Below are 26,718 nucleotides of genomic sequence, written 5' to 3' on the forward strand. Positions count from 1 at the left end.
GTCCGCCCCCGCCGCCCCCGGATCTGCGGTGTTTCTTGTCAGCGGCGGAGCCGCTGAGCCGATGACACCAAAGCAACCGGACCACCCGCGGGTTCTCAGCGGCTTCCTCGCGAGGACAGCGATGTCGCCGTGTGCCGGACATACATCAGAAATCGCGGCCGCACCGAAAAGCGGGCAGCGAGGAAGCCGCTGAGGTTCCGCCACCTCAGTGCTACGCAAAACGAGCTGAGGGACAACAAGCGGTCAGATCAGCTGGACGTCGTCGATGAACCACTGGTCTCCTGAGTGCACCAGCGTCAGGCGCATCCGGGTGCGGTCGACCCGCGGTTCGGGGCTGTTGGTGTTGGTGATCGTCTGGTCGACGAACAGCAGCAGCACCGCGCGGTCCGTGCTCGATTCGGCGACGCCCGCGTGCAGCACCTCGCCCTTCGAGGTGGCCTGGTACTGCTGGATGAGTTGGGTGAGCCCGTCGCTGACCTCCTGGTACTGCCGCGCGAACGCGGGCGAGGAGTGCTGCGCGACGCGGTCGAAGTTCCCGGCCAGGTCCTGGTGGTCGTAGGTGGTCAGCGCCAGCGCGTACTCGCGACCCGCGGCGAGCGCGCCGGCGCGGGCGGCGTCCTCGGTGGCACGCCGGTGCAGCAGCCAGCCGGTGGTGGCGAGGCCGCCGAGCAGCAGCAGGACGACCGCGGCGGCGAGGACCGCCCGGCCGCCGGGCCGCCGTCGCCGCGCGGGTTCCGGGGTGCCGCTCGCCGCACCGGCCGCGGTGGTGTCCTCAGTGGACTCCACGATCGGCTCCGCAGCCGATTCCCCAGCCGATTCCACGGCGGGCTCCGCCGCGGAGCCCGCAGTCGACTCCGCGGTGGACTCCACGACGGGCTCCGCGTTGTGCTCCTGCATCCGTCCGGTCCCGTCCTGGCCGGTCGCCGTCTCGCCGCTCATCGCACTCCCTGGAACATGATCGAGGACCACGGCCGTGGTCCCAGCACCCCGCCGCCCGCGCTCGGCTCCGCGGTGGCGGGAGCACCCGGTGCCGGGTGCCGCACCGGCTCGGCGGCCGGTGTCCGGGGGCGCGGCGCGCTGTCGGCGCCGCGCTGTTCGAGGCCCGGCCCCGGCGCGCAGCTCCAGTCGAGCCGCGGTGCGCGCGGGGCGGTGTCGGTCGGGGGACGCCGTTCGGTGCCGTAGTAGCAGGCGGGCCCCTGGGCGGCGACGAGGTAGAAGTCGGCGACGTCGCCGTGCACGATGCTCGCCAGGTCGGACAGCCCCCGCGGCAGCGCGGTCATCGTCTCGCGCAGCGCGGGAACGTGGGTGCCGAGCACTTCCCCGGTGGTGAGCAGGTTGCCGAGCAGCGCGCTCGCGTCCCGCTCGCCGCGCGCGAGCAGGTCGGCCGCGGCCCGGGTGGTGCCGGGCGCGGTCTCGGCGCGGTGGCGCAGCGCCGGTTCCTGCGCGCGCGCCTGGTCGGCCAGCTCCCGCACCGAGGCCGCGAGCTCGGGCAGCCCGTCGGCCTGGTCCAGCAGTGCGGGCCCCTGCTCGGCGAGGTTCGCCAGCTGCGGTTCCCGTTCCACCGCGAGCCGGGTGAGGTCGCGGGTGCCGTCCAGGATGCGCCGCAGCTGCGGGGCGGTGCCGTCGAGCTCGGCGGCGGCCTCGGACAGCACCCGCACGTCGTGCGGGTCGATGCTCTCGGCGAGGTCGGTGGCGCGCACCAGCAGGGTCTCCAGCGGCAGCGGGGTGCTGGTGCGCTCGGCGCCGATCACGTCGCCGTCGCGCAGGTACGGCGGGGCGCCGGTGCCGGGCCGCAGGTCGAGGTGCTGCACGGCCATCGGGATGTCCATGCTGATCCGCGCGGTGGTGTCGGCCGGGACGCGGCTGCCCGGGTCCAGCAGCAGCCGCACCGTGACGCCGTCGCCGCCGGGGTCGAGCCGGACGGACTCGACGGTGCCGGTGCGCACGCCGCGGTAGGTGACCTGGGAGGAGGCGGCGAGGCCCGCCGCGTCCGGCATCCGCACCGCTACCCGCACGGGCGTGCCGAGGGCGCGCGGGCCGAGCGCGGTGTCGAGCACGAACGCGGCGCAGCCGAGCCAGATGACGAGGAACAGGACGAGCTGGATCAGCACGGCGCGGCTCATCGGGTGCCTCCGGTCAGCAGGTCGGCGGCGGATCCGGGCGGTACGAGCGCCGGCCCGGGCACCGGTGGCGGCCGCCCGGTCAGCAGCGGCAGCAGGCTGCCGGAGACGTCGAGGGTGCCGTCCAGGTTCAGGTAGTCGCCGGGGATGGCGCTGCCGAGCCGCTGCTGGAACGTGCGCAGCGAGGTGAGCGTGTCGGCGAGGTCGCCGTTGAACCCGGCCAGCGAGTCCAGCACCGGCCGCAGCGCGTCGAGCTGCGCGGCGAACGCGGGTCCGGCTTCGCGCACGATGCCGTCGCCGCTGCGGCCGAGTTCGGTGACACCGGTGAGCAGCCGGTCGAACCGCTCCCGCTGCCCCAGCAGCACGTCCACGGCCGGGGTGAGGTCGTGCAGCGCGGCCTCCAGCAGCGGGGTGTGCGCCGCGGTCTCGGCGGAGAGCCGGTGCAGCGAGTCGAGGGCGGTGTCGAACTCCGCGCGGTGCGAGTCCACTTCGGACAGCAGGGCGTCCAGCCGGTGCAGCAGGTCCCGCACCTCCGCTTCGCGCCCGCCGAGCGCGGTGTCGAGCTCGGTGACGATGGTGCGGGCCTGGTCGAGCCCGCTGCCGCCGAGCACGGTGCCGAGGGCGGCGAGGGTGTTCTCCAGGTCCGGGCCGCGGGCGGTGCGGTCCAGCGGGATGGTGTCCCCGTCGGCGAGCGGCTCGGTGGTGGCCGGTCGCGCGGGCGGTTCGAGCACCACGAACTGCTCGCCCAGCGCGGAGGTCAGCTCCAGGCGCGCGGCGGTGTCCGCGGGCAGCCGCAGCCCGGGCCGCAGCTCCAGCACCGCGACCGCGGTGAAGTCCTCGGTGGACAGCGCGCGCACCTGGCCGACGGTGTCCTGCCCGATCCGCACGGCGCCGCCGACGGGCAGCTCGGAGACGTCCTCGAACACGGCGGAGATCCGGGTTCCGCCGCTCCCCCCGGTCGGCAGCTCGTGCAGGCTCAGCCCGCAGCCGCCGGTCAGCAGCGCGACGCCCAGCAGCAGCGGCAGCAGCCTGGTGGTGCTCATCGGCCACCTCCGGGCAGGGCGTGCAGCGGGTCCAGCTCCGGCGGGAACGGGATCGGGTTGACCAGGCCGGGCGCGGAGCACAACGGCACCGGGATCCGCTCGCACAGCCGCGCGGTGGCCGGGAACTGGTCGAGGGAGGTGGAGATGTTCAGCCGGATGCGCAGCCGTTCGTCGTCGGTGATGGCGCGGCTGAAGTTGCCGAACACCAGCGGCAGCTGGGTGAGCAGTTCGGCGAGCTGCTCGCGCTGCGCGGCGACCTGCCCGGTGGTGCCCGCGAGGTCGTGCACGCTGCCGGTGAGGTCGTCGCCGTGCTCGCGGACCAGCGCGTCGGCTTCGGCGAGCGCGCGGGTCAGCCTGCCGACGGTCTCGTCGAGGTGCAGCCGTTCGGCGTCGTAGTCCGCACCCGCCTGCCGCACCCCGGCCGCCAGTGATTCCACTGTGGACCGATGCGCGGACAGCGCGCGCACCAGCGAATCCAGGTTCCCGATCAGCGCCCCGATCCGCTCCCCGTCCCCCGCCAGCACCCCGGTGGCCCCGGCGAGCCGGTCGATCGCGCTGCGCAGCTTCGGCCCGTTGCCGTCGGCCGCCGTCGCCGCCCGGTGCAGCAGCGCACCGAGGTCGCCCTGCTCGTCGAGCCCGTCCGGACCGAGCGCGGTGAGCACGGTGTCCAGCGACGACATCAGTTCGTCCCAGCGGATCGGCGCGTGCGCGCGTGCGGCGGGGATCACGCCGCCGTCGGCGAGCCGGGGCCCACCGGTGTACCCGGGGCCGAGTTCGACGAACCGGTCGCTGATCAGCTGCGGGCTCAGCACGTAGGCGTGCGCGTCGGCGGGCACCGGCACGTCCGGGCGGATCCGCATCCGCACCCGCACCACCGGACCGCGCGGCGACACGTCCTCGACGAGTCCGACGGGCACGCCCAGCACCTGCACCGCGCTGCCCGGGTAGATGCCGTCGACGGTGGCGAAGTCGGCGGACACGACGCGCGCCGGTTCGGGCCGCAGCAGCGCGTACCAGCCGCCGACCAGCAGCAGCGCGGCGGTGCAGCCGAGGGCGATCGCGCGGGTCGTCCGGCTCATCGGCACCCCTCCAGCAGTCCGGCCAGGCACAGCAGGTTGTCCGGCAGCGGCCCGGCGGGCCCGGCGACGTCGCCCCAGCTGCCGTTGCCGGTGGCGTTGGCCAGCGATCTTCCGGCGGGCCCGAGGGTGGCGATGGTGGTGGCGATGGCCTGCTCGTCGCGGTGCAGCGCGGCGGTGATCTCCCGCAGGTCGCCCAGCAACGGCCCGAGCTTGGCGGAGTTCGCGCCGAGGAACTCGTCGAGCCGGGCGCTGAGCGCGTCCACGTCGTCGATGAGCCGCAGCACCACGTCCCGGCGTTCGGTGAGGGTGCGCACGACCAGGTCGGCGTCGCCGAGCAGCCGCACCAGCACGTCCTGCTGGCGCACCAGCGCGTCGGTGGTGCCGCGCGCGCCGTCGAGGAGCGCGTCGAGCTGCTCGTCGTGCCGGTCGACGAGCGCCGCGGCCCCGGCGATCCCGTCCAGCGCGCGGCCCACCAGCTCCGGGTCGTCCGGCATCGCCTCGCCCGCGGTGCGCATCATCTCGCGCAGCGCACCCAGGTCCAGCTCCTCGACGGTGCCGGTGGCGGCGGCGCCGAGCTCGTCGAGGCTGTACGGCACCCGGGTGCGGTCGAGCGGGATCACCGCCCCGGCGTCGATCCGCCCCGCGCCGGCCGGTTCGACGGCCAGGTAGCGGGCGCCCATCACGGTCGCCAGCCGCACCGAGGCGGAGGTGGCGGTACCGAGCCGCTGCCCCGCGTCCAGCCGGAACACCACCCGCACCCGGTCCCCGGCGAGCTCCAGCCCGGTGACCCGGCCGGCGGGCACCCCGGCCACGTGCACCTGGGCGTCGGCGGTCAGCCCGGCGGCGTTGGCGAATTCGGCGGTGTACTCCCGGGTCCGCCACAGGAACGACAGCTGCGGCACCGCGATCACGCCGCCCAGCACGAGCAGCAGCACCAGGATGCCCGCCCCGCCGGTGACGAGCGGATCGTCCCGCCACGCCGATCGCCGCCTCATCGGCACACCTCCGAGTGCGGGCCGCCGCCGAGGTCGACCTGCGCCCCGGCGACCGACAACCGCAGGTTGCAGACGTAGATGTTGACCCAGCTGCCGTGGTCCAGCGTCCGGTTCAACCGGGTCACCAGCTCCGGCAGCCCCTGCACGGCGGTGTCGAACCGGTGCTGCTCGGCGACCCAGCCGCGGGACAGCTCGCCGAGCGCGTCCACGTCGCGGGTCAGGCCAGGGGTGATCCGGCCCATCGAGCCGCGCACCGAGTTCGCCAGTGCCCCGCCCGCGTCGAGGGCCCCGGCGATGCGCTCCCGGTCCGCGACGACCGCCGAGGCCAGGTCGCCGAGCCTGCCGATGAGCGCGTGCAGCTCGGCGCGGTGCTCGCCGGTGGTGTGCAGCACCGCGTTCAGGTTGCCCAGCACCTCGCCGACGACCTGGTCCCGCTCGGCGAGCCCGGCGGTCACCGACACCACCCGCTCCAGCAACCCGGTGAGGGTGCCGGCTTCGCCTTGGAACACCGCGATCAGCTGGTGCGCGAGGCGGTTCGCCTGCCGCGGGTCGAGCGCGTCGAACAGCGGCCGGAACCCGTTCATCAGCGCGGTGAGCTCCAAGGCGGGGCGGGTCCGCTCCAGCGGGATCGTGGCCCCGGCGGGGAGTTCCGGCCCGCCGCGCGCGGTGGAGTCGAGGGCCAGGTACCGGCCGCCGAGCAGGTCTGCGTAGCGGACGGCGGCGCGGGTGTCGGCGGGCAGCGGCTGCTCGGCGAGGACGTCGAAGTCCACCACGGCGGTCCCGTCCCGCAGCCGCACGCCGGTGACGGCGCCGACGCGGACCCCGGCGATGCGGACCTCGCTGCCCGTCCGCACGCCCTGGGCGTCGGTGAACTCGGCGCGGTAGGCGCGGGTGGCGCCACCCAGCGGGTGGTTCAGCGTGTTGACCACCAGCACCGCGCACAGCACGGCGACCAGGGCGAAGGCGGTGAACTTGGCGGCGGTGGCGGCGAGCCTCATGGCAGCACCACCTGCGTGCCGCGCAGCACCGGGCCTGCCAGCAGACCGACCAGCTCCGGCCCACCGTCCGATGTGGACTCGACGGGGAACGCCTCCCGCAGCGCGGCCTTCTCCGCGGCGGATCCGACCGGGCCGACCGCTCCCCCGGCCGCGGCCGGTGCCTGGCAGCCCGGCCCGTCCAGCCCCGGGTAGCGCGGGCAGTCCGCCGCGTCGTACGGGTACGGGTCGTCCAGCGTCACCGGCGCGCGGATCTGGAAGCGCCCGTCGACGAAGGTGCGGCTCGCGTTCGCGGTGAACTCCCGCAGCTCGTGCAGCGTCGCGGTGATCCCATCCGCGTTCCCGCCGAGCACCGCCGAGACCGGTTCCGCGGTGCGCACCACCCGCACGGCGCGCGCCCCGTTCTCGTCCAGGAACCGCTGCGACCGCTCGGTGAGCTCGGCGCCCGCGTCGAGCAGTTCGGTCAGGTTCTCCCGCTGCGCCACCACAGCCCGGGACAGCGCCACCGCGTCGTCGACGGTGGCCAGCAGGTCCGGGGCCGCGTCCGCGAGCTGGTCGGCGAGCCCCGCGACCTCGCCGATCCGGCCGGCGGTGCGGGCCGGGTCGATCCGCCCGGTCAGCTCGTGCAGCCCGTCGATCGTCTCGCCGAGCTCGGCGCCGCGGCCGCGCAGCGCGTCGGCCACGGTCCCCAGCGCCACCTGCAGCTCGGCGGGCCGCAGCGAGTCCAGCAGCGCGAACATCCGGGTGTAGGCCGCGTAGATGCGCACCGCCTCCGGCCCCGCGTCGGCTTCGACCCGGTCGCCCGCCGCCAGCCGGGGCCCGGTGGCGTCCGGCGCGGCGAGCTCCACGTACTGGTCGCCGAACAGCGTCTTCGGCAGCACTCGCACCCGCACCGCGGCCGGGACTGCGGCGAGCGCGGCGGGATCCATCCGCAGCACCAGCCGCGCACCGGCGGCGTCCGGCACCACCTCGGCGAGCTCGCCGACCACCACCCCGCGGTAGCGCACCGCGGACCCCTCCCGCACCGGTCCGGCCACGGCGGGCACGCTCGCGTGCACCAGCGGCGCCTGCCGGAACGCCCCCGCACCGCCGAGGACCGCGAGCACCGCCGCGCCCAGCACCAGCAGCACCCCGCCGAGACCGCGCACCGCCAGCGCGCTCCGGCCCACCCCGCCGCGGGACAGGTCCACCATCAGCGCACCCCCAGCGCGGGGAGGCTGGGGCTCAGGCCCCAGAACAGCAGGGTCAGCACCATGTCGGTGAAGGTGATCGCCACGATGCTCGCCCGCAGCGCCCGCCCGGCGGCGCGGCCGACGCCTTCCGGGCCTCCGGTGGCGTAGTAGCCGTAGAAGCAGTGCACCAGCGTCACCACCATCGCGAACACCACCGCCTTCGCCAGCGACAGCGCCACGTCCGACGGGCTCAGCAGCAGCTGGAAGTAGAAGTCGTAGGTGCCCCCGGACTGCCCCTGCACCACGACCACCGCGCCCCGGGTCGCGAGGTAGGAGGCGAACAGGCCCACCAGGTACAGCGGGACCACCGAGATGAACGCCGCCGCCATCCGGGTGCTGACCAGGAACGGCAGCGAGCGCACCGCCATCGACTCCAGCGCGTCGATCTCGTCGGAGATCCGCATCGCGCCGAGCTGCGCGGTGAACCCGGTGCCGACCTTCGCCGCCAGCGCCACGCCCGCGACCAGCGGCGCCAGCTCCCGGGTGTTCACCATCGCCGACATCAGCCCGGACATCGGCGTCAGGCCGATCAGGTCGAGCCCCCGGTAGCCCTCCAGCCCCACCTGAGTGCTGGCCACGAAGGACATCGCGAAGATCACGCCGATGGTGCCGCCCCCGGCGAACAGCGACGCCGAGCCGAAGCTGATCTCCGCGACCTGCCGCGCCACGTGCCTGCGGTAGTGCACCAGCACCCGCGGCACCGCCAGCACGGCCCGGACGTGGAAGGTGGCCTGCACCCCGAACGCGACCAACAGGTCGCCCAGCCCGCGCCACCGCCGGGCGGAACCGCGCCGCACCGCGCGGACCAGCGGACCGGCCATCAGAACTCGCCCTTCGGCGGGAGCAGCAGCGGGTGCAGCTCGGTGAGCACCGTGTTCGCCACGAACACCAGCACGAACGCCATCACCACGGCCTCGTTCACCGCGTCGCCGAGCCCGCTGGGGCCGCCGCGGGCGGTGAGCCCCTTGAACGCCGAGACCAGCGCGGCCAGCACCGCGAACACCCCGGCCTTCACCTCGGCGACCAGGAACCCGCCCGGGTCGGAGTAGGCGGTCAGCGTCGCGAGGAACCCGCCGGAGGAACCGCCGAGCAGCACGTGCACGAACAGCGTCGCGCCGATCCCGACGGCCATCACCACGCCGTTGAGCAGCACCGTCACCACGACCGCGGCGAGCACCCTGGGCACCACCAGCCGTTCCACCGTGGACAGGCCCATGACCTCCATGGCCTCGGTCTCCTCGCGCAGCTTGCGCGAGCCGAGGTCGGCGCAGATCGCCGAACCACCCACCCCGGAGATCATCAGCGCGCACACCAGCGGCGCGGCCTGGCCCACCACCACGAACGCGACCACCGCGCCCGCGTAGCCCTCGGCGCCGAGCTGCCCGGCCAGCGAACCGATGTTCACCGCCACCAGCACGCCTAACGGGATCGTCATCAGCACCGCGGGCAGCGCGCTCACCGCGGCCAGGAACCAGCACTGCTCCAGGCATTCCCGCCAGGCCAGCCGCCGGCCCAGCACCGCCCGCACCCCGGCGCGCGCGGTTCGCGCGGCGAACACCACCAGCAGACCCGCCTGCGCGGCCGCGTCCGCGACCGGCCCCCGGGCGGGCGGTGTCTCCAGGGCCATCGTCGGCTCCCTCCGCAGTGCGTCGCACCACTAGAACGAGTGTTGCGTAGCATGCGTTACGGAACAAGTGTTTCGTCTTCCTGGGGAGGAACCGCCATGGCCAAGAGGATCCGCGACCCGAAGGCGCGCGAGCACATCGTGGCGGCGGCGCGGCGGCTGCTCGCCGAGCGCGGTCTCACCGCCACCACCGTGCGCGCGGTGGCCGCCGAGGCCGAGGTCTCCACCGGCTCGGTCACGCACTACTTCGAGGACAAGGCCGAGCTGATCGGCGCGGCCCTGCGGTTCAACGGCGCGATCGCCGCGGAGCGCGTCGTGGCGGCCGTCGGCGACCGGCGCGGGCTGGACGCGGTGCAGCGCGCCACCCAGGGACTGCTGCCGGTGGACGAGGAACGGCTCACCTGCTGGCGGGTGTGGCTGGCGCTGTGGTCGCACCAGCCGGACGACCCGGCGGGCGGTTTCGGCGCGGGCTACCAGGTGTGGCGTTCGCTGCTGCGCCGCCACCTCACCGAGGCGGTGGCCGACGGGGAACTGCCCGACGGCCTGGACCTGCCGCACGAGATCAGCGTGCTGGGCACCCTGGTGGTCGGCACCGGTCTGCTGGCGGGTTCGGACCTGTCCACCCGCGACCAGCTGCGCAGGCGGGCGCGGCGCATCTTCAACGAGCACTTCGCCCGGCTGGCGCAGCAGAACTCCGCCGTCTGACGCGGGACCTACCGGCGCCGCACCGGGCGCACGCCGCGCGGCCTGCGCACCGGCTCGGGCTCCGCGGGGGCCTCGCCGGAGCGGTCCTGCCCGATCTCGTCGGCGAGCTCCTCGTCGTCGCCGTCCTCCCGCCGGGCGGACCCGCCGTCGTCGTCCGCGGATCCGTCGTCGTCCGCGGACTCGCCCTGCTCCTGCGCCACGGCGTCCTCGTGGCTGCGGACCACCTCGCCGTCCCGGATCTCGCCGCGCCAGCCCTCGACCTCGTCCTGCTCCAGCACGGTGCGCGTCATCAGGTGCCGCTGCACGTGCTTGAAGTCCGAGCGCGCCCGGCGGCCCTGCGCCCGCCACAGGTTCGCCGTCTTCTCGAAGAAACCCTGCGGGTGGTACTCGAGGACGAGCAGGATGCGGGTCAGCGTCGGGCCGAGCTCGTGGAAGGTCACCGTGCCGTCCACCGACCCCTTCGACCCGGTCGAGTGCCACACGATCCGGCTGTCGGGCACCTGCTCCTGGATGGTGGAGCGCCAGCTGCGGTGCGACAGGAAGATCTGCGCCCGCCAGTCGAGCTCCTCGTCGGACTCCTGCTGGACGCTTTCGACCTTGCGGGTGAAGCTCGGGAAGTCCTCGAAGCGGGTCCACTGGTCGTAGGCCACCCGCAGCGGCAGGCCGACGTCGCACTGCTCGACGATGTTGACGACCTTCGCCGAGCTGCCGCCGCCACCGCCGCCGCCGGAGCCTCCCCCACCTGCCGAGTCCCCACCGGCCGCGCCGGAGCTCCCGCCACCGGTGACCGCCGCCAGCAGGCCGGAGCCACCGCCCTCGTCGTCCCGCGCGTAGTCGGTGAGCCTGCCGACGAGTCCTTCCGCCCGTTCGCCGAGCCCGGACACCGCGCGCTCCGCGAGCGCCGACAGCAGGTCGCGCACCGCGTCGCGCAGGTGGTTCCACGGAAGTCCGCGCGCGGCACCGCCGCCGGAGTCGTCCCGCTGCTCAGCCATCGTCCTCACCTCGCGTCGAGCGGTCGCCGCCGCGCCGCGGCGAGGGCCGGCCGGCCGGGCGGGCGCCGCGCGAACGGGGTCCCGGACGGCTGCGGGCGGGGCCCTCGCCGCGCGAGCGCCGACCTTCCGCCTCCGCCGGTTCCGCCGGGGCTTCGTCTTCGAGGTCCGCCGCGCCCTCTCCTCGCAGTCCGGCGGCCCGTTCGGTCAGCGCGTCGCCCCAGGAGTCGATCCGCCGGGACGCCGCGGCGCCGGCCGCGGTCTTGGCCGCGTCGACCAGCCGCGCGCGCAGATCACCGGTGAGCGCTTCCGACCCGCTGACCGAGCTCAGGCCCTGCTTGAGCAGTTCGGTGGGATCGGTGGGCAACTTCTTGCCCGCCAGCAGACCGCCGACCACGATCGCCAGCTTCATCTTCCGCGTGCGGCCCAGCAGGTAGCCGACGGCCACCGCGGCTGCGATGCGAGATTTCATGGTGGACCTCCCAGCGACAGGCGACCGCGGATGCTCCGCCGCCGGATGCCGGTCGAGGGCGTCGAGATGCTCGAAGTGCACGCCGGTCCGCTCGGGGGCGACGGGTGCTGCCGCCCACGCTACGCCCCGGGACCTGCGACGACAGGATCGATCGCAGCTGCCGCGGGAGCGTCGCGGGCGGGATCAGCTGCCGGCGTGGAAGGTGAACCGGACCTTGCCCACCCAGATCTCGTCGCCGTCGGCGAGCACCGCCCGATCCACCACCTGCCGGTTCAGGTAGGTGCCGTTGAGCGACCCGGCGTCCTGGATGGCGAAGTTCTCGCCGTCGCGGCGGATCTCGGTGTGGTAGCGCGACACGGTCACGTCGCCGAGCACGATGTCGCAGTCGCGGTGCCTGCCGAGGACCGTGGTGTCCCGCTCCAGCGGGAACACCGCGCCCTGGTCCGGGCCGCGGGAGATCACCAGCGCCGCCACCCCCGTGCGGGGGCGCGGCGGTGCCACCGCGGCGGAACCCGCTTCGTCGGCTCGCGGTGCGGGAACGCCGACGGCGCGCTCGTCCTGCTGGGTCGGAACCGCTTCCCGGGCTGCCGGGGCCTCGGTACCGGGGCGGTAGGTGCCGAACGGGGATCGGATCATCGTAGTTCTCCTTGCGCGGACCACTCAGCTCGTGCATTTCCCACTGTGGCCCCGGATCCCCGGGCCGCGACCGGGCCCTAGGTCCCGAACCCGTCGTGTCCTCCGGCACACGGCGTCACCGGCCGACCCCGCACCACGTCCGGCCGGGTGACCCACCGCACCGGGATCGGCACTCCGCGCCACTCCCACCGGTTCACCGGAGGTGCGTCCGGCGCAGCGGACCGTTCACCGGCGAGCCGCTCGGAGCCCGGCGCCCGCGACCCCGGGACAGGGAAAAGGGGGCCGGTCTGCCGCCCCGCCCCCGGCCCCCCCCCCCCCGCCGGCGTTCCCCGCTGAAGTACCGCCTCGTCCGGCCCTAAGCGGGGTGCGCCTCGCTCACGTGCAGCGGGGTCCCCTGCATGCACGTGGTGGGCGCGCCGGGGTCCGGCCGGCCGCGCACCACCAGGTGCGCACCGGGTTTCACCACCGACGGATCGCCGCCGACCAGCAGGTACGGCGAACGGCCTTGACCGGGGAGCAGGAAGCAGCGCGGCTCCACGCCCGCCTGCACCCGGCCGGTCACGGTGATCTGCTCGGCACCGGGATCGGCGATCGCGGGCGCGGCCGCCCCCGCCATGCCCAGCACGGACACGAGCAGCATCCCTGTCGTTACCCACCGCGACGTCGTCATGGCGCCCATTGCACAAGGAACTCCCCGGGATCGCCACTCGAAGGCCCCGCAGAAGTTAAACCGAGCGCTCGCTCTACTATTCCGGTCATGACGTCGCACTCTCCCCCGGTTCCCGGGAAGGCCGCGGTCGCGGTCGAGCCCGCGTGGCTGCGCTACGGATCCGCGATCGGCCTGCCGGTGGTGGGCGGTGCGCTCGGCTGGCTGCTGGCGCTCGCGGCGGACTGGATCGCCGGCCTGCCGTGGGCGCCGTTCCAGGGGGTGTTCGAGCTGGTGTCCTCGCTGCCGCAACCGCACGGCACGCTGGGCGTCGCCGGGCTCGGCGTGCTCGCCGGACTCGGGTTCCTGTCGCTGATGATCGGCGACCGGCTCCGGGTCTCGGTGTCCGCGGAGCAGATCGAGCTGCGCCGCGGGCTGCGCGACGTCTCCACCGTGCCCGGCTCGCGCGTGTCGGCGGCGCTGCTCGACCACGGCGCGCTGGTGCTGCTGGACGCGGCGGGCGACGAACCGGCCAGGGCCCGCACCGACATCACCGCGGGCGCGCTGCGCACCGCGTTCCGCGCGCACGGCTACCGGTGGCTCGACGCCGATCCGCACGCGGGCGAGTTCGAGCTGTGGGTCCCGGACACGCCGGAGGTCGGCCCGCGCGCCGACGCACTGCTCCGGGCCCGCGCCCACGCGCGGAAGAAGGGCCACCACGCCGAGACCGACAAGTTGCGCGACGCGCTGGTCCGCGCCGGATACCTGGTGCGCGACGAGAAGAAGCAGCAGTACTGGCGGAAGCGTCCGCAGCGGGACGAGGACTGATGCGCACCGTCGACCCGGTCCGCTACGCCGCCCGCCGCCGGAACATCGTCGAGGCGGCGGGCGGCTGCTTCGCGCGCAAGGGCTTCGACCGCACCACGACCGCGGACATCTGCGCGGCGGCGGGGATCAGCTCCGGCAGCCTGTTCCACTACTTCCCGAACAAGCGCGCGGTGTTCCTGGCGATCTTCGAGCAGGACGGCCGGGACAACGCCGAGCAGCTGGCGCTCGCCGTGGCCGACGCGGACCCGTGGGCGGGGCTGCTCGAGCTGGTCGACCACCTGGTGCGCCCGCTGGCCGATCCGGACTCGGCGGGGCTGGTGGTGGAGCTGATCGCGCAGGCCGGGCGGGACCCGGAGCTGGCCGAGCTGGTCGTGGGCAACGACCGCGAGCTGCGCGCGGGCATCGCGGCCCTGCTGTCCCGGGCGGCGGAGCAGGGCCGGATCGACGACCAGGTCGATCCCGCGCAGGCCGCGCACTGGGTGCTGGGCCTGACCGACGCGCTGTTCTCCCGGGCCGGGATCGACCGCGACTTCGACCCGCTGGCCGAACTCCCCACGCTCCGGACCATCCTCGCCCGCTACCTCGGCGCGGCGGAACGGATCGGCTGATCCTCCCGGCGGCGAAGCCGCCGAGGGCGCCGGCGGTGCGATGAACTCGCGGCTCGAACCCGGTCGCGGCGATCCGCGGCCGTGATCCTGCGGCCCGCAGCGTCCACGGACGGCCGGCGATCACCGGCATCGGCGCGCGGGGTTGCACATGCCGCAGCGGCATGTGGTCCGGTGGAACCACGTCCCGAATCCCGCGGAAAGGTCCCTGCACCATGCATTCGTCGTTCACCCCGCCCCGCCAGGTCAAGATCGGCGACGCGGCGGCCTTCGCCGGCACCACGCCGCGGGCGATCCGCCACTACCACGAGATCGGCCTGCTGCCCGAGCCGGAGCGGGGCGGCGACGACCGCCGCCGCTACGGCTACGAGGACATGATCCGCCTGCTGTGGATCCGCAAGATGGCCGACGCGGGGATCGCCCTGGACGACATCCGCGACGCCTTCGCCACGGGCGCGGAGGACTCCGCCGGTGCGGACGGCGGGGAGGGGATCGCGGACGTCCTGGAGCAGCTGGCGGGGACCCTCGCCGCGCAGGAGGCGGAGCTGCGGCGGCAACGGGCCGCCGTGCAGCGGATGCGCGCCGAAGGCAGCCGGCTGGGCCTGCTCTCCGACTTCGTCACCGAACGGCTGGCGGGCCTGCCCGAGGACTCCCTTCGCCAGGAGGACCTGGACGCGCTGCTGGTCACCGAGCGGATCTTCGGCCCGCTCGGCGCTGCCGTCCAGGCCACCCGCTTCCTCGCGCTGGCCGCGGATCCCGCGCTGCGGGAGGCCTCCGACCGCGTCGACGCCGCCGAGGAGGCGTTGGACGACGGGGTCGCCGTCGACGATCCGCGGGTGGCCCGGGTGGCCGCCGAGCGGCACGCCTTCGAGAACGCCCTGCAGGCCGCCATCGAGGAATCCGGCCTGGACGAGGACGCCCTCTTCGACACCTGGGACGCCGAACATCCGGCAGACGAAGGCGAGGACGAGGACTCCACCGGCACCCCGACCCCCACGAGCGCGCTCGAAGCCATGGGCAAGATGCCCTACGACTTCTCCCCCGCCCGCCTCCGCTGCGCAGAACTCGCCACAGCCCTAGCCACCCAGAACTCCCCAACGCCCTGACCGCCAGGTCTTGCCCGTCCTGTCAGCGGCGAAGCCGCTGAGCAGCGACCACGTACGCAGCCGGACCACCCGCGGGTTCTCAGTGGGCCCCTCGCGAGGACAGCGTTTTCTCATGTGGCGGAGCCACCTGTGAAAACGATCCCGCAGCGAGGGGCGCACTGAGGTTCCGCCACCCCACCACCAATGCAAGGTGACGCCGGGAAGATCACCCCTCGAAGAGCCGACCTCGGTGGACCTTGTGCTGGGCTGCTTGGGCGAGGGGCCGCAGCACCAGCTGGTCGATGTTGACGTGCAGCGGCTGCGCCACCGCCATCGCGATGACCCCGGCGACGTCCTCGGCGGTCAGCGGCCGGTCCACGTCGGCGTACACGGCGGCGGCCTTGTCGGAGTCGCCCCGGAAGCGGTTGAGGGAGAACTCGTCGGTGTGCACCATGCCGGGCTGGATCTCGATGACCCGCACCGGCTGCCCGGCGAGCTCCAGCCGCAGCGTCTCGGTGAGCGCGTGCTGCCCGTGCTTGGCGGCGCTGTAGCCGGCCCCGCCCTCGTAGTTGACGAAGGCGGCGGTGGAGGTGAGGTTGACGATGGTGCCGCCACTCCCGGCGCGCAGCAGCGGCAGCAGCGCCTGCGTGACGTGCAGGGTGCCGAGCACGTTGACCTCGTACATGCGCTGCCAGTCCGCGGGGTCGCCGCCCTCGACGGAGTCGGATCCCCAGGCGCCGCCCGCGTTGTTGAGCAGCACGTCGCAGGCGTCGAGCTCCGCGGCGAAGGTGGCCACCGAGTCCCGGTCGGTGACGTCGAGCGGCAGCGCGCGGCCACCGATCTCCTCGGCGAGCGCGGCCAGGCGGTCCTGCCTGCGCGCGGCCACCACGACGTGGAACCCGTCGGCGGCCAGGCGGCGGGCGGTCGCCGCGCCGATCCCGCTGCTGGCTCCGGTCACCACGGCGGTCTGCATCACACGATCTCCCCTACTCGAAGCCGATCTCGGACCAACCCTAGGAAACGGCGCCGCGCGGTGGCACAGCGGGCCTCGGGGTCCGATTCTTCCCAATGACCCACTTCCGCGCTCCCGGTCGGCTACCGTGAGTAGCGTCCCGACCATCCACGGCGAGTTCCGCGCACCACCCGCCGTCGACCTACGCGAGGTGAGGCCGGCCGTGCTCTACGGCATCGACATCTCCCACCACCAGGGCACGTTCGACCTGGGCCGCACGCGGGCCGAAGGGTTCGACTTCGCCTTCCTGAAAGCGACCGAGGGGAGTTCCTTCGTCGACAGCAGGTTCGGCGCCAACCTCGCCAACGCGCGGGCCGCCGGGCTGCTCACCGCCGCCTACCACTACCAGCGCGCCGACTCGAGCGCCGCTTCCCAGGCCGGGCACATCATCAACACGGTGCCCGCCGACGTCCCGGTGATCCTGGACGTGGAGGACGGCGGGGGCGGCGCCGACCTGACGCGCGACATCATCGGCCGGTTGCTGGCCGCCGGGTACCGGTCGCCGCTGCTGTACCTGCCGCGCTGGTACTGGGAGCAGATCGGGTCGCCGTCGCTGGCCGGGCTACCACCGCTGTGGTACTCGCGCTACGCCAGCAACGAGGGCGGCTACGCCAGCGAGATCTACGAGCGGTACCGGGACTTCTACGACGCGCAGTGGGGCGGCTACGGCGGCCTCGGCGTCGCGGTGCTGCAGTTCACCAGTTCCGCCACCGTCGCCGGGCACCGGCCCGTCGACGCGAACGCGTTCCGCGGCACCCGCGAAGAGCTCGCGGGGCTGCTCAGCTCAGCTAACCCGGAGGACGACTTGACTCCTGAACAGGCGCAGAAGCTCAACGAGATCCACCACGAGCTGTTCGGTCCGCGCGGACCGCAGGGCCAGATCGTGGGGTGGGGAACCGAGGCGGGCAACCACACCGCCATCGGGCTGCTGGTGCACATGTTCAACGCGCTGCTGGGCCCGCGACCGTCGCGGGTCCCCGGCGCCGAGCACATCCAGGTGCCCGCGGTGGACGCGATCCGGGACACCAACGGGGTGGTGTACCAGCTCCCGGCGATGATCAACGCCGGTGCCACGGGTGATCCGCAGGCGGTGGCGGAGGCGTTGCGCCCGGTGGTCTCGGAGGTCGCGGGTCCGGCGATCCGCGAGTCGGTGACCGAGGTGTTCGGGGCGGACGACCCGGCCCGCACCGAGGCGCTGGTGCTGGCGATCTCCACCAAGCTCGCCGCCCGGCAGGCCGCGCCGCAGCAGATCCCGGCGCAGGGCCCGCCGCCGCAGGCCCCGGCCCAGCAGCCCCCGGCGCAGTGATCTCCGCGCCGCGCCCGTCGGGTGGCGCGGCGGCGAGAACGACGACGGCCCACCTCCCCGATCCCCGGGGTGGTGGGCCGTTCGCCGTGCCCGAGCCCTACTCGTCGTCGTCACCCGAGTCGAGCGGCCGGATGTCGTTGCGGTCGTCCGAGCTCGGCACGTCCCCGGGCAGCGACACCGTGCGCGGCAGGAGTCCCGGGGTCCAGTCGCCCCAGTGCGTCTCCTCGTGCACCTGCATCGCGGATTCCGCGGGCAGCGCGCCCGGCTCGTACGGGTCCACCGCGTACAGCGAACCCCAGTCCCGGTAGAGGTCGTTCTTCAGGTACGTCGGCAGTTCCCGCATGCTGGCGGCCACGTTGAGCCAGCCGAACGGCCCGCCCGCGTCCGGCGAGGACCAGCCCTGGCCGGTGGCCCGCACGGTCTCCCCACCCGCGACCCGGAACCGCGGCATCTCGGCGATGCCGTGGTGCAGCCCGGAGATCTGCAGGCACGGGTGCACCAGGGTGGCGGGCCACTCCACGTAGGCGGGGCTGTCGCCGACCACGTCGGTCATGTTCGTCAGCTGCGGGGCGCGCGGGGCGCTGACCGCCTGCCAGCCGCGCGGGGACACCGACTGGTCGACGGCGACGACGCGCATCTTCGTGGTGCCCTGGGCATCACCGTCCACGACGAGCCGGTGGTCCCGCCAGGCCGGGCCACCCGCCTGCAGCAGGTAGCGCCGGGCGGTGATCTGGAAGCCCTGCGGGGTGTCCTTGCCGAACTCGACGGCCAGCGAGTTCGCGCCGCCTTCGATCCCGGCCATGGCGAGCACGATCGGCACCTCGCCGGTCGCCGCGCGCTCCGGCACGTCGTACCACTGGGTGCGCAGCTCGCCGGTGCCCTTCGGCGTGTAGCTGCCCCAGACGGGGGCGTTGTCCCCGCCGAACTGGTACGGCGGCCGCCACTCGTCGGCGGCGGTCCCGCCCTGCGCGGCGGGGGTGCCGTCCCGGGTGAACCCGGTGAGCTTCGCCCCGAGGTACTCCTCCGGGGTCTCCTCCCCTTCGAGCCGCTTCGACGGCACCGGCACGTCCGGGGAGAACGCGGGCGCCGGGTTCGTCGGCTGGTCCCGGGAGACCTTGAGCATCCCGGCCTGCGGGTTGGTCTCCACGTACACGTAATCGGAGAGCCCGCAGCTGCCGCCGGGGGTGAGCTGCTTGATGTTGTCGGCGCCCATGCTGTAGCCACCTTCGCGCTCCTGGATCGCCTTCCCGAACGCGGCGAGCTCGCCGAGGATGAGCAGCGCGCAGATCAGCGACAGCGGCGCCGTGCCGAGCCGCAGCGCCCGGCTGCGGTGCTCCACCCCGTTCTCCGGGGCGAGGCTGCGGTCGCCGCGCACGTGCTCCACGAGCGCGACGACGGCGGCGATGGCGGCGACGGACAGCAGGATGGTGCTGGCGTTGCGCCCGTCGACCGCGGGCGGCATGTCGTACCAGGGCACGCCCCAGCCGGAGACGTACCACCAGGCGTTCGGCCCGGTCGCGGAGAACGCGGAGATCACCATCAGCCCGGAGAAGAACGCGGCCCGGTTCCGCCGGGAGCGCAGCACGGTGGTGCTGGTGGCGAGCGCGGTGAGCGCGGCGACGGCCCCGCCGACGGCGGCGAAGATCCCGAAGTGGTGGGTGTGCTTGGTCTGGGTGAGCGCCAGGGCCACGAACGACATGGCCGCGACCGCCAGCAGCCGCCTGCTCGGCCCGAGCGCGGCACCGCGGATCCGGTTGCGCCGCAGCAGCACGACCGCGCAGGTCGCCAGGCACAGCATCACCAGCAACACCGGGAACCGCCGCGTGAGCGAACCGTCCGGGATCTGGCTGAACAGCATGTTGTAGCGGTTGAGCTCCTGGTACCACTTCTCGCTGGGCCCCAGGTCGATCTTCAGCTCGGTCGCGTCCATGATCGACTGCCAGGTCTGGTCCCAGATCAGCCAGGTCAGGATCACGAAGCCGGACGCGGAGATCGGGGCCAGCACCGGCAGCCAGCCGAACTCCCGCGCGCGCCGCCACACCAGCTTGATCAGCGGTTTGAGGCCGGCGATGAACGGCAGCACCGCGACGATGCCGTGCGGTCCGGCGCCGACGGCGAGCGCGGCCAGCACCAGGCCGAGCGCGGCGGGCAGCAGCCTGCTGGTCGCGATGGCGCGCTCCACGGCGCACAGCGCGAGCAGCGAGAACACCACGATGACCGGCTCGGAGCGCAGCCCGTTGTTGTAGGGCAGCCAGAACGCGAGGAACACCGCGGCGGCGGCCCACCCGGCGGCGTTGCTGCGCCGCACCTGCTGGCCGAGCCGCGGCAGCACCTCGCGGCTGATCAGCAGCCAGCTCGCGCAGCCCATCAGCAGCGCGGGCAGCCGCACCCACGGGATCGCGGTGGAGACCTGCACCCACAGCGCGTAGACCTCGTAGAACCAGCCCCACGGCGCTTCGGGGTTGGCGAACCAGCGGTAGTAGTTGCTGACGTACCCGGCGGATTCGCGCGCCCGCGCGATGGCCATGGTGTAGCCGTCGTCGGAGCTCATCGCCCCGATCAGCCACCAGATGCCGAGCGAGCCGAGCACCGCCACGTCCCGCGCGGTCGGCTTCCACCACCCGGGCTGCACCCAGCGCGGGGGGCGGCGCCCGGCGCGCGCGTCCAGCCGTCGCAGGCAGAGCACGGCGCCGATGAACGACAGGATCGCCAGCGCGCTCACGACGATCTTCAGCGCGGTCGGCGAGCTCTCGAAGCGGTTGTCCACGCGGGCTTCGAAGCGCAGTCCCGCGACGTCGTCGGCGCGGGCGTTGAGGTCGGAGTAGATGCCGGTGACCTGCGGCCGGTGGTCACCGGCGATGTTGGTGAGCCAGCGGTCCTCGCCGAACCCGGCCTTGAACCCGATGGCGTCGTTGTGCAGCGCGAGCGTGCAGTCCCCGTCGGGGATGGCCATCGTGTTGACCTGCCGCCCCTTCGACAGCAGGGTGATCCGCCCCTGGTCGACGGTCAGGCTCATCCCGGTGAGCCTGCCGTTGTCGGAGTTCGGCGGGTTGGTGCTCAGCAGGTTCGCCGGACCGTCGGTGCGCGCGTCGAGGCTGCGGGCGGCGACGCAGGGGATGTCGGCGTCCAGCCACACCGGCGCGAAGGTGGTCAGCGGAGCGGCGACCGAGGTGGTGCCGCTGGCGGTGGGCCAGCGCAGCGTGGTGATGTCGTGGTGCACCGGCAGGAACGGGACGGAGAGGGACAGCACCGTGCCGAGCACGCCGAGCACCGTCGCGAGCAGCTTCAGCCGTCGGAGGCGCCGATCGGGGCGCGGCCGAGCCGGTTCCGCGGACGGCGCGGATTCCGCCTCCGCGTGATCGGTGTCGTCTTTCTCCGCATTGAGCACGCCCCGGAGAATAGCGGTCGTGGTCATCACGACGACGCAGCATCAACGTCCGTGTTGGGGTCGCCACACCGGTTAACGACACGGCTGAGGGAATGAGCGGCGGAACTCAGGTTCCTCTCAGTGTTCTGTGATCCTTCGGTTATCGAAGGGAGGCCGAACGTCCAGTTCAGACGGTCAGCGGGCCGGTACCTGCGGTGGTGGCCGGTGATCCCGCGGCGCGGAGAATCCGGCGGTTCCACCGGTGTCGCTCGATCGGGTTGTTCCAGCGGAAATCCGGATTCGGATGAGTTCGTCATCGAGTTCCGCGCCGCTAATCGCATTCCCGGTCGCGCGGTTCGACGAGCTCGACCGGCGGCGCGGATTGTGCTCGACGCACCGGATCCGGGACGCGGTGCGGGTTCCCGGGACCTGGCGCGGCGCGGCGCTCAGCGAGGTCCCGGTACCAGCCGCGGCGGGCGGTGGCAGCTCAGCCGCGGCGGTTCGGCCGTCCAGCGCTCGACCTGCACCCGGGTCTGCTGCCCGGAACAGCCCTGCGACAGCGGCGAGGTCGGGCGATCCGCGGTGAGCACGTTCGGGTTGCCGTGCACGCACCACGATCCGCCGGGCTGCGCCGGATCGTCCACCGGGTCGTACCAGGCGCCGGTGGCGAGCACCGCGACCCCGGGGGACACCTCGTCGCTGATCAGCGCCCCGGCGAGGCAGGCACCGCGCTCGTTGAACACCCGGACCACCACGCCCGTGGTGATGCCGCGGGCCGCCGCGTCGTCCGGGTGCAGCCGCACCGGTTCCCGCCCCTCGATCTTCGCGGCGCGGCTGACCGCGCCGACGTCGCCCTGGCCGTGCAGCCGGTTCCGCGGCTGGTGCGCGATCAGCCGCAGCGGGAACCGGTCGTCGGCGAGACCGTCGGACGGTTCGAGCCACACCGGGTGGCCGGGCAGCCCGGCCGCCGCGATGGACGCGGGGCACAGCTCGATGCGCCCGCTCGGGGTGGGCAGCGGGCTGCCTGCCGGATCGGCGCGGAACTCGGCGAGCGGGGTGGTGCGCGGCGGCACGGGCAGTTCGAGCTCCCCCGCGTCCCAGAACTCCGCGAACGGCGGTACCCGGTGGCCGTCCGCGGCCAGCCGCTCGCGCCACCGCTCGTAGAGGTGCACCAGCCACTCCCGCGTCCCGCGGCCGGCGGTGAACTCGGCGCGGACGCCGAGGCGGGCGGCGAGCTCGGCGAACACCGCGTGGTCGTCGCGCGCCTCCCGGAACGGCTCCAGCACCCGGCGCATCGCGATCAGGTGCGTGTCCCGCCGCCCCGCGCCGATGTCCTCCCGTTCGAGGGTCGTGGTGACCGGCAGCACCACGTCGGCGTGCCGGGCGGTGGCCGTCCAGTGCGGCTCGTGCACGACCACCGTGTCCGGCCGGGCGAAGGCGCGGCGCAGCCGGTTGAGGTCCTGGTGGTGGTGGAACGGGTTGCCCCCGGCCCAGTACACGGCCCGCACGTCCGGGTAGCGGTACCGGCCGCCGTCGTAGTCGAACTCGTCGCCGGGGTGCAGCAGCAGGTCGGCGATGCGGGCGACCGGGATGAACTCCGGCACCGGATTGGTGCCCTGCGGCAGCGTGGGCAGCGGCAGCAGCGGGCCGGTGTCGCCGACATCGCCGATGGAACCGTAGCCGTGCCCGAACCCGCCGCCGGGCAGGCCGATGCCGCCGAGCATCGCCGCCAGCACCAGCCCCGCCCACACCGGCTGTTCACCGTGCTCGCTGCGCTGCAACGACCAGCTCACCGAGACCAGGGTGCGCCCGGCCGCCATCCGGCGGGCGAGGGCGCGGATGTCCGCGGCGGGCATCCCGCACAGCGCGCTCGCCCAGTCCGCGTCGCGTTCCGGTCCCGGGCCGCCGCGCAGGTAGCGGGCGAACTCGTCGAAGCCGGTGGTGCAGCGGTCCAGGAACTCCGCGTCGTGCAGGCCCTCGACGAGCAGCGTGTGCGCGAGCCCCAGCATCAGCGCCACGTCGGTCGCCGGACGCACCCGGATCCACTCGGTGCGCCGGCCCGGCGGCACGTCGGTGGCCAGCGGCGAGATCACGGCCAGTTCGGGCCCGTCCCAGTCGGCGAGCACCGCCGAGCCGACGTGCCGGGTCACCCCGCCCGGGGTGACGGAGGCGTTCTTCGGCGCCAGCCCGCCGAACGCCACCACCAGGTCGGTGCGCCGCCGGATCACGTCCCACCCGTCGGCGCCGCGCAGCAGCGGATCCGCGTCCCCCACCAGATGCGGCAGCAGCACCGCGGAGGTGCCGAAGCTGTAGGTCCCCCGCGAGGACGTGTAGCCGCCGGTCGCGTTGAGGAACCGGTGCAGCTGGCTCTGCGCGTGGTGGAACCGGCCCGCGCTCGCCCAGCCGTAGGAGCCGCCGAACACGGCCCGGTCGCCGTGCCGCTCGCGGACGCGGCGGAGTTCGGCGGCGACCAGGTCGAGCGCGGTCTCCCAGCCGACCTCGACGAACTCCTCCCGGCCGCGCCCGCTCGACGGGCCGGGCCCGTGCTCCAGCCAGCCGCGCCGGACCGCGGGCCGCGCGATCCGCGTCTCGTGCCGGGCGGTGCCGGGGACGTTGCCGAGCAGCGCGGACGGGGCCGGGTCGGCGGGGTGCGGCGCCACTTCCAGCTCGCCGTCCGCGCGGCGGCGCGCCAGGTAGGCGCCCCAGTGCGAAGTCGTGCCCAGCCACGTCATGCCGACCAACATAGGCGGGCCCGGCTCGCTGCGGGCGCCGGTGCCGGCCCTGCGGAGCGGTGCCCGCGCGGGAATCGCGGTCAGCCCTGGTAGAGGGCGTCCAGGTGCTCCTGGTTGTGCTTGACCACCACCGCGCGGCGGAGCTTGCGGGTCGGGGTGAGCTCGCCGCCGTCCTCGGTCCACTCGGTCGGCGCGAACTCCCAGCCGCGGACCTGCTCGATCCGCGCGAGCCGGGTGTTCGCCACCGCGACCGCGGCGTCGATCTCCGCGCGCAGCTTCGGGTCCCCCAGCAGTTCCGCGCGCGGGGCGTTGCCGGGCAGCTCGTTCGCCACGGCCCACTCGCGCAGCGCCTCGACGTCCGGCGCCAGCAGCGCCACCAGGTACGGCCTGCCGTCGCCGTGCACCAGGGCCTGCTCGATCAGCGGGTGCTCCACCAGCAGCGACTCCACCACCACCGGGCTGATGTTCTTGCCCCCGGCGGTGATGATGATCTCCTTCTGCCGCCCGGTGATCCGCAACGTCCCGTCCGGGTCCAGCGAGCCGAGGTCACCGGTGCGCAGGAAACCGTCCATGGTGAACAGTTCGCGATCCTCCTCGGGCAGGTTGCGGTACCCGGACGTGCACAGCGGGCCGCGCACCAGCACCTCCCCTTCGCGGGTCAGCCGCAGTTCCACCCCGGGCATCGGGGTGCCGACGGTGCCGGGCCTGCGCGGCGAACCCGCGTGGTGCATCACCGCGGCCCCGCAGGTCTCGGACAGGCCGTACACCCCGGTGAGCCCCATGCCGAGCCCGGCGAAGAACCGCTCCAGGCCCGGCGGCAGTGGGGCCGCACCGACCGCGCGCACCGCGCACCGGTCCAGCCCCAGCGCCACCGGGATGCGGTGCAGCACCGCGCGGTGCGCCAGCCGCGCCAGCAGCTTCTCCGCGGCGGTGGAGTCCGGTTCGGCACCGGTCAGCGCCGCGCGCAACGCCCAGCCGCCGAGCTTGCCGCGCACCCCGTCCTGCTCGGCGAGCCGGTTCTCGATGGCGGTGCGCAACCGGTCCCACACCTGCGGGACGCCGAACAGGATCGTCGGGCGCACCTGCGCGAGCCGTTGCGGCAACTGCTTGATCTCGGGGCAGAAGTGCGTCTCCCCGCCGCAGCGCAGCGGCAGGTACACCGACAGCACCCGTTCGGCGATGTGCGCCAGCGGCAGGTACGACAGGCTCACCACCTGCTCGGGCAGCCCGGCGGCCCGCACCAGCGCCTCCACCTCGTAGAGCAGCGCGCGGTGGCTGAGCTCCACGCCCTTGGACGGGCCGGTGGTGCCGGAGGTGTAGATCAGCACCGCGATGTCGTGCGGGTCGGGCCCCCGTTCCTCCTGCGCGTCCGGGTCGGCGGGCAGGAATTCGCCGTCGTCGACGGACTCCCCCAGTTCCAGCAGCTCGTCCCAGCTCATGATCCGGCCGGCGAATCCGTGCGGCCGCGCGTCGCCTACCTCGCCGAGGGTGATGACCACGCCGAGTTCGGTCGGCTCCCCCAGCACGGGCAACCAGCGGCGCCACGCGTCCCCGCCTTCGACGACGGCGACCTTCGCGCCGGAGTCCACCACGACGTGCCGGATCTGCTCGGGCGCCAGCGTCGCGTACAGCGTGGTGGTGGTCGCGCCGAGCGTCGCCGCGCCCAGGTCGGCCAGGATGTGCTCCGGCCGGTTGCTCGCCATCAGCCCCACCACATCACCGGGTAGCACGCCGAGGGAACGCAGCGCGGCGGCGATGCTCAACGCCCGCCCGTGCACCTGGGACCAGGTCCAGCTCTGCTCGGCGGTGGCGAACGCGAGCGCGTCCGGGCTGGTCCGCGCGATGTCCGCGAGCAGTCCGGGGACCGTGCGTCCGGCGATGGCCGCCTCGATCTCCGCTCGTTCGGCTTCGACCTCGGTCGCGGTCATGCTCTTCCTCCACCTGGCGTAGGAGTGTCGTCCGTCACGATCACGTTAGGCCGGAACGGGGTGGGGGCTATGACCTCCGCGGTCACGTGATTGATACTTCCGGACATGCCGCATCGTCGCGACGTAGATCACAACACCGGCCCGTCCCCCGCGGCGGCCGTGCCCGACCCGGTCGTGCAGGACTGGGACTTCCCCCGGAGCTCGATCAGCGCCCTGCTGCTCACCAGGTTCGCCGGCGAGCACTCCGTGCCCGCGGACGTGGTGCTCGCCGGAACCGGGCTCACCGAACCGGAACTGGAGGATCCGGACCTGTCCGTCGACGCCCACCAAGAGCTGCGGATCGTGCGGAACCTGGTGCGCGCGCTGCCGGACGTGCCGGACCTCGGCATGCGCGCCGGATTGCAGTACCACCTCACCGCCTACGGCATCCTCGGCTTCGCGTTCATCAGCAGTCCCACCGTGCAGGACGGCATGGCGGTGGCGCTGCGGTACCTGGAGCTGAGCTTCGCGTTCTGCATCCCGCGGGTCCGCTTCGCCGGTGACGAGCTGCACGTCGAGCTGGACGCGGCGGCGATCCCGGCGGACGTGCGGAACTTCCTCATCGCGCGCGACCTGTCCGCGATCCACACCATCATGGTGGAGCTGCTGCCCGCCCCGATCCCGGTGCAGCGCATCGAGTTGAGCCTGCCGGAGCAGCCGAACACCGCGGAGCTGGGCGAATTCTTCGGCGTGGTGCCGAAGTTCGGCCAGCCGCACGACGTGATCGTGCTCGACCCGGCGTTCCTGGGACGCCCGCTGCCGCAGGCCAACGAGCAGACCCTGGCGATGTGCGAGGCGCAGTGCCGCGACCTGCTCGCGGGCCGCCGGGAGCGCACCGGGTTCGCCAAGCAGGTGCGGGACCAGATGCTCGGCCCCGACGGGGTGCGGCTGGGCATGGAGGACGTGGCGCGCAAGCTGCACACCACCGCGCGCACCCTGCACCGCAAGCTCAACGCGGAGGGCACCAGCTTCCAGTCGGTGCGCGACGAGGTCCGCGCCGCGCTGGCCGAGGGGATGCTGCGCGACGGGGCGCTGTCGGTGGACGACATCGCGATCCGCCTCGGCTACGCGGAGGCGGCCAGCTTCATCCACGCCTTCAAGCGCTGGACCGGGACCACGCCGATGAGCTACGCGCGGCGGCGCGGCGCGGACCGGTGATCCGGGAACCGGCCCCGGGGGGGGGGCGCCGCCCCCCGGGGGGGGGGGCCGCGCCCCCCCCCGCGGGGGGGGGGGCCCCCCCCGCGGGGGGGGGGGGGGGGGGGGGGCCCCCGGGGGGGGCG

General features: G+C 74.1%; 23 protein-coding genes. 6 read left to right on the forward strand and 17 right to left on the reverse strand.

Annotation, left to right across the window (positions count from 1 at the left end; genetic code table 11):
- Nucleotides 1-243 precede the first annotated feature (243 nt).
- Genes LCD31_RS01770 through LCD31_RS01810 form a run of 9 tightly spaced genes read right to left on the reverse strand, consistent with a single transcriptional unit; the run spans nt 244 to nt 9,091 of the window.
- Nucleotides 244-939: a VirB8/TrbF family protein gene (locus LCD31_RS01770; RefSeq protein ID WP_224955632.1), complete on the reverse strand. Its 696-nt coding sequence runs from the start codon at nt 937-939 to the stop codon at nt 244-246.
- A complete protein-coding gene (locus LCD31_RS01775; protein WP_224955633.1) occupies nt 936-2,123 on the reverse strand; it encodes an MlaD family protein in 1,188 nt (395 codons plus the stop codon). Before LCD31_RS01775 ends, LCD31_RS01770 begins: the two co-directional genes overlap by 4 nt.
- Nucleotides 2,120-3,163, reverse strand: coding sequence for an MCE family protein (locus tag LCD31_RS01780; RefSeq protein WP_224955634.1), 1,044 nt, complete (start codon nt 3,161-3,163; stop codon nt 2,120-2,122). The genes LCD31_RS01775 and LCD31_RS01780 overlap by 4 nt, the downstream gene beginning before the upstream one ends.
- A complete protein-coding gene (locus tag LCD31_RS01785; protein WP_224955635.1) occupies nt 3,160-4,242 on the reverse strand; it encodes an MCE family protein in 1,083 nt (360 codons plus the stop codon). Before LCD31_RS01785 ends, LCD31_RS01780 begins: the two co-directional genes overlap by 4 nt.
- Nucleotides 4,239-5,237 carry an MCE family protein gene (locus tag LCD31_RS01790; RefSeq protein ID WP_224955636.1) on the reverse strand — a complete coding sequence of 333 codons (999 nt, stop codon included), beginning with the start codon at nt 5,235-5,237 and terminating at the stop codon, nt 4,239-4,241. Before LCD31_RS01790 ends, LCD31_RS01785 begins: the two co-directional genes overlap by 4 nt.
- Complete coding sequence (locus LCD31_RS01795; RefSeq protein WP_224955637.1) at nt 5,234-6,235, reverse strand: MCE family protein; 1,002 nt, start codon at nt 6,233-6,235, stop codon at nt 5,234-5,236. Before LCD31_RS01795 ends, LCD31_RS01790 begins: the two co-directional genes overlap by 4 nt.
- On the reverse strand, nt 6,232-7,425 hold the full coding sequence (locus LCD31_RS01800) for an MCE family protein (protein ID WP_224955638.1): 1,194 nt from the start codon (nt 7,423-7,425) through the stop codon (nt 6,232-6,234). The genes LCD31_RS01795 and LCD31_RS01800 overlap by 4 nt, the downstream gene beginning before the upstream one ends.
- Nucleotides 7,425-8,285 carry an ABC transporter permease gene (locus LCD31_RS01805; RefSeq protein WP_224955639.1) on the reverse strand — a complete coding sequence of 287 codons (861 nt, stop codon included), beginning with the start codon at nt 8,283-8,285 and terminating at the stop codon, nt 7,425-7,427. The genes LCD31_RS01800 and LCD31_RS01805 overlap by 1 nt, the downstream gene beginning before the upstream one ends.
- Complete coding sequence (locus LCD31_RS01810) at nt 8,285-9,091, reverse strand: ABC transporter permease (RefSeq protein WP_224955640.1); 807 nt, start codon at nt 9,089-9,091, stop codon at nt 8,285-8,287. The genes LCD31_RS01805 and LCD31_RS01810 overlap by 1 nt, the downstream gene beginning before the upstream one ends.
- A 96-nt stretch (nt 9,092-9,187) precedes the next feature.
- Here LCD31_RS01810 and LCD31_RS01815 point away from each other — a divergent pair, with 96 nt between their 5' ends.
- Nucleotides 9,188-9,793: a TetR/AcrR family transcriptional regulator gene (locus tag LCD31_RS01815; protein WP_224955641.1), complete on the forward strand. Its 606-nt coding sequence runs from the start codon at nt 9,188-9,190 to the stop codon at nt 9,791-9,793.
- Nucleotides 9,794-9,801: 8 nt separating this feature from the next.
- Here LCD31_RS01815 and LCD31_RS01820 read toward each other — a convergent pair whose 3' ends face one another.
- The 4 genes from LCD31_RS01820 to LCD31_RS01835 all read right to left on the reverse strand — a co-directional run bounded on the left by LCD31_RS01820 (nt 9,802) and on the right by LCD31_RS01835 (nt 12,560).
- A complete protein-coding gene (locus tag LCD31_RS01820; RefSeq protein WP_224955642.1) occupies nt 9,802-10,785 on the reverse strand; it encodes an SRPBCC family protein in 984 nt (327 codons plus the stop codon).
- Complete coding sequence (locus LCD31_RS01825) at nt 10,778-11,254, reverse strand: hypothetical protein (RefSeq protein WP_224955643.1); 477 nt, start codon at nt 11,252-11,254, stop codon at nt 10,778-10,780. The genes LCD31_RS01820 and LCD31_RS01825 overlap by 8 nt, the downstream gene beginning before the upstream one ends.
- Nucleotides 11,255-11,437: 183 nt before the next feature.
- Entirely contained in the window at nt 11,438-11,890 is a 453-nt protein-coding gene (locus LCD31_RS01830) for an FHA domain-containing protein (RefSeq protein ID WP_224955644.1), read from the reverse strand.
- A 355-nt stretch (nt 11,891-12,245) separates the two neighbouring features.
- Nucleotides 12,246-12,560 carry a hypothetical protein gene (locus LCD31_RS01835; protein WP_224955645.1) on the reverse strand — a complete coding sequence of 105 codons (315 nt, stop codon included), beginning with the start codon at nt 12,558-12,560 and terminating at the stop codon, nt 12,246-12,248.
- 87 nt (nt 12,561-12,647) lie between these two features.
- Here LCD31_RS01835 and LCD31_RS01840 point away from each other — a divergent pair, with 87 nt between their 5' ends.
- The 3 genes from LCD31_RS01840 (at nt 12,648) to LCD31_RS01850 (ending at nt 15,075) form a co-directional block, all read left to right on the forward strand.
- Nucleotides 12,648-13,364, forward strand: coding sequence for a hypothetical protein (locus LCD31_RS01840; RefSeq protein WP_224955646.1), 717 nt, complete (start codon nt 12,648-12,650; stop codon nt 13,362-13,364).
- Nucleotides 13,364-13,972, forward strand: coding sequence for a TetR/AcrR family transcriptional regulator (locus LCD31_RS01845; protein ID WP_224955647.1), 609 nt, complete (start codon nt 13,364-13,366; stop codon nt 13,970-13,972). The genes LCD31_RS01840 and LCD31_RS01845 overlap by 1 nt, the downstream gene beginning before the upstream one ends.
- A gap of 212 nt (nt 13,973-14,184) precedes the next feature.
- Complete coding sequence (locus tag LCD31_RS01850; RefSeq protein ID WP_224955648.1) at nt 14,185-15,075, forward strand: MerR family transcriptional regulator; 891 nt, start codon at nt 14,185-14,187, stop codon at nt 15,073-15,075.
- 205 nt (nt 15,076-15,280) lie between these two features.
- Here LCD31_RS01850 and LCD31_RS01855 read toward each other — a convergent pair whose 3' ends face one another.
- Complete coding sequence (locus LCD31_RS01855) at nt 15,281-16,027, reverse strand: SDR family oxidoreductase (RefSeq protein ID WP_224955649.1); 747 nt, start codon at nt 16,025-16,027, stop codon at nt 15,281-15,283.
- Between the two features lie 127 nt (nt 16,028-16,154).
- Here LCD31_RS01855 and LCD31_RS01860 point away from each other — a divergent pair, with 127 nt between their 5' ends.
- Entirely contained in the window at nt 16,155-17,372 is a 1,218-nt protein-coding gene (locus LCD31_RS01860) for a glycoside hydrolase family 25 protein (protein ID WP_308015815.1), read from the forward strand.
- A 97-nt stretch (nt 17,373-17,469) separates the two neighbouring features.
- Here the strand turns inward: LCD31_RS01860 and LCD31_RS01865 are convergent, their stop codons facing one another.
- From LCD31_RS01865 to LCD31_RS01875, 3 genes are all read right to left on the reverse strand, one after another.
- Nucleotides 17,470-20,760: an arabinosyltransferase domain-containing protein gene (locus tag LCD31_RS01865; RefSeq protein WP_374108136.1), complete on the reverse strand. Its 3,291-nt coding sequence runs from the start codon at nt 20,758-20,760 to the stop codon at nt 17,470-17,472.
- A gap of 425 nt (nt 20,761-21,185) precedes the next feature.
- Entirely contained in the window at nt 21,186-23,471 is a 2,286-nt protein-coding gene (locus LCD31_RS01870; protein ID WP_224955650.1) for a molybdopterin-dependent oxidoreductase, read from the reverse strand.
- Between the two features lie 80 nt (nt 23,472-23,551).
- Nucleotides 23,552-25,399, reverse strand: a complete 1,848-nt coding sequence (locus LCD31_RS01875) for a long-chain fatty acid--CoA ligase (protein ID WP_224955651.1) — start codon at nt 25,397-25,399, stop codon at nt 23,552-23,554.
- 105 nt (nt 25,400-25,504) lie between these two features.
- Between LCD31_RS01875 and LCD31_RS01880 the strand changes: the two genes are divergently transcribed.
- Complete coding sequence (locus LCD31_RS01880) at nt 25,505-26,596, forward strand: AraC family transcriptional regulator (RefSeq protein WP_224955652.1); 1,092 nt, start codon at nt 25,505-25,507, stop codon at nt 26,594-26,596.
- The last annotated feature ends 122 nt before the right edge of the window (nt 26,597-26,718 follow it).

The organism is Saccharopolyspora sp. 6M (assembly GCF_020176775.1).
GTDB lineage: Bacteria > Actinomycetota > Actinomycetes > Mycobacteriales > Pseudonocardiaceae > Saccharopolyspora_C > Saccharopolyspora_C gregorii.

What these genes read in the sequence shown, in the direction of transcription:
- LCD31_RS01770 (WP_224955632.1), bottom strand. Translation starts at nt 939, where the DNA reads ATGAGCGGCGAGACGGCGACCGGCCAGGACGGGACCGGACGGATGCAG.
- LCD31_RS01775 (WP_224955633.1), bottom strand. Translation starts at nt 2,123, where the DNA reads ATGAGCCGCGCCGTGCTGATCCAGCTCGTCCTGTTCCTCGTCATCTGG.
- LCD31_RS01780 (WP_224955634.1), bottom strand. Translation starts at nt 3,163, where the DNA reads ATGAGCACCACCAGGCTGCTGCCGCTGCTGCTGGGCGTCGCGCTGCTG.
- LCD31_RS01785 (WP_224955635.1), bottom strand. Translation starts at nt 4,242, where the DNA reads ATGAGCCGGACGACCCGCGCGATCGCCCTCGGCTGCACCGCCGCGCTG.
- LCD31_RS01790 (WP_224955636.1), bottom strand. Translation starts at nt 5,237, where the DNA reads ATGAGGCGGCGATCGGCGTGGCGGGACGATCCGCTCGTCACCGGCGGG.
- LCD31_RS01795 (WP_224955637.1), bottom strand. Translation starts at nt 6,235, where the DNA reads ATGAGGCTCGCCGCCACCGCCGCCAAGTTCACCGCCTTCGCCCTGGTC.
- LCD31_RS01800 (WP_224955638.1), bottom strand. Translation starts at nt 7,425, where the DNA reads ATGGTGGACCTGTCCCGCGGCGGGGTGGGCCGGAGCGCGCTGGCGGTG.
- LCD31_RS01805 (WP_224955639.1), bottom strand. Translation starts at nt 8,285, where the DNA reads ATGGCCGGTCCGCTGGTCCGCGCGGTGCGGCGCGGTTCCGCCCGGCGG.
- LCD31_RS01810 (WP_224955640.1), bottom strand. Translation starts at nt 9,091, where the DNA reads ATGGCCCTGGAGACACCGCCCGCCCGGGGGCCGGTCGCGGACGCGGCC.
- LCD31_RS01815 (WP_224955641.1), top strand. Translation starts at nt 9,188, where the DNA reads ATGGCCAAGAGGATCCGCGACCCGAAGGCGCGCGAGCACATCGTGGCG.
- LCD31_RS01820 (WP_224955642.1), bottom strand. Translation starts at nt 10,785, where the DNA reads ATGGCTGAGCAGCGGGACGACTCCGGCGGCGGTGCCGCGCGCGGACTT.
- LCD31_RS01825 (WP_224955643.1), bottom strand. Translation starts at nt 11,254, where the DNA reads ATGAAATCTCGCATCGCAGCCGCGGTGGCCGTCGGCTACCTGCTGGGC.
- LCD31_RS01830 (WP_224955644.1), bottom strand. Translation starts at nt 11,890, where the DNA reads ATGATCCGATCCCCGTTCGGCACCTACCGCCCCGGTACCGAGGCCCCG.
- LCD31_RS01835 (WP_224955645.1), bottom strand. Translation starts at nt 12,560, where the DNA reads ATGACGACGTCGCGGTGGGTAACGACAGGGATGCTGCTCGTGTCCGTG.
- LCD31_RS01840 (WP_224955646.1), top strand. Translation starts at nt 12,648, where the DNA reads ATGACGTCGCACTCTCCCCCGGTTCCCGGGAAGGCCGCGGTCGCGGTC.
- LCD31_RS01845 (WP_224955647.1), top strand. Translation starts at nt 13,364, where the DNA reads ATGCGCACCGTCGACCCGGTCCGCTACGCCGCCCGCCGCCGGAACATC.
- LCD31_RS01850 (WP_224955648.1), top strand. Translation starts at nt 14,185, where the DNA reads ATGCATTCGTCGTTCACCCCGCCCCGCCAGGTCAAGATCGGCGACGCG.
- LCD31_RS01855 (WP_224955649.1), bottom strand. Translation starts at nt 16,027, where the DNA reads ATGCAGACCGCCGTGGTGACCGGAGCCAGCAGCGGGATCGGCGCGGCG.
- LCD31_RS01870 (WP_224955650.1), bottom strand. Translation starts at nt 23,471, where the DNA reads ATGACGTGGCTGGGCACGACTTCGCACTGGGGCGCCTACCTGGCGCGC.
- LCD31_RS01875 (WP_224955651.1), bottom strand. Translation starts at nt 25,399, where the DNA reads ATGACCGCGACCGAGGTCGAAGCCGAACGAGCGGAGATCGAGGCGGCC.
- LCD31_RS01880 (WP_224955652.1), top strand. Translation starts at nt 25,505, where the DNA reads ATGCCGCATCGTCGCGACGTAGATCACAACACCGGCCCGTCCCCCGCG.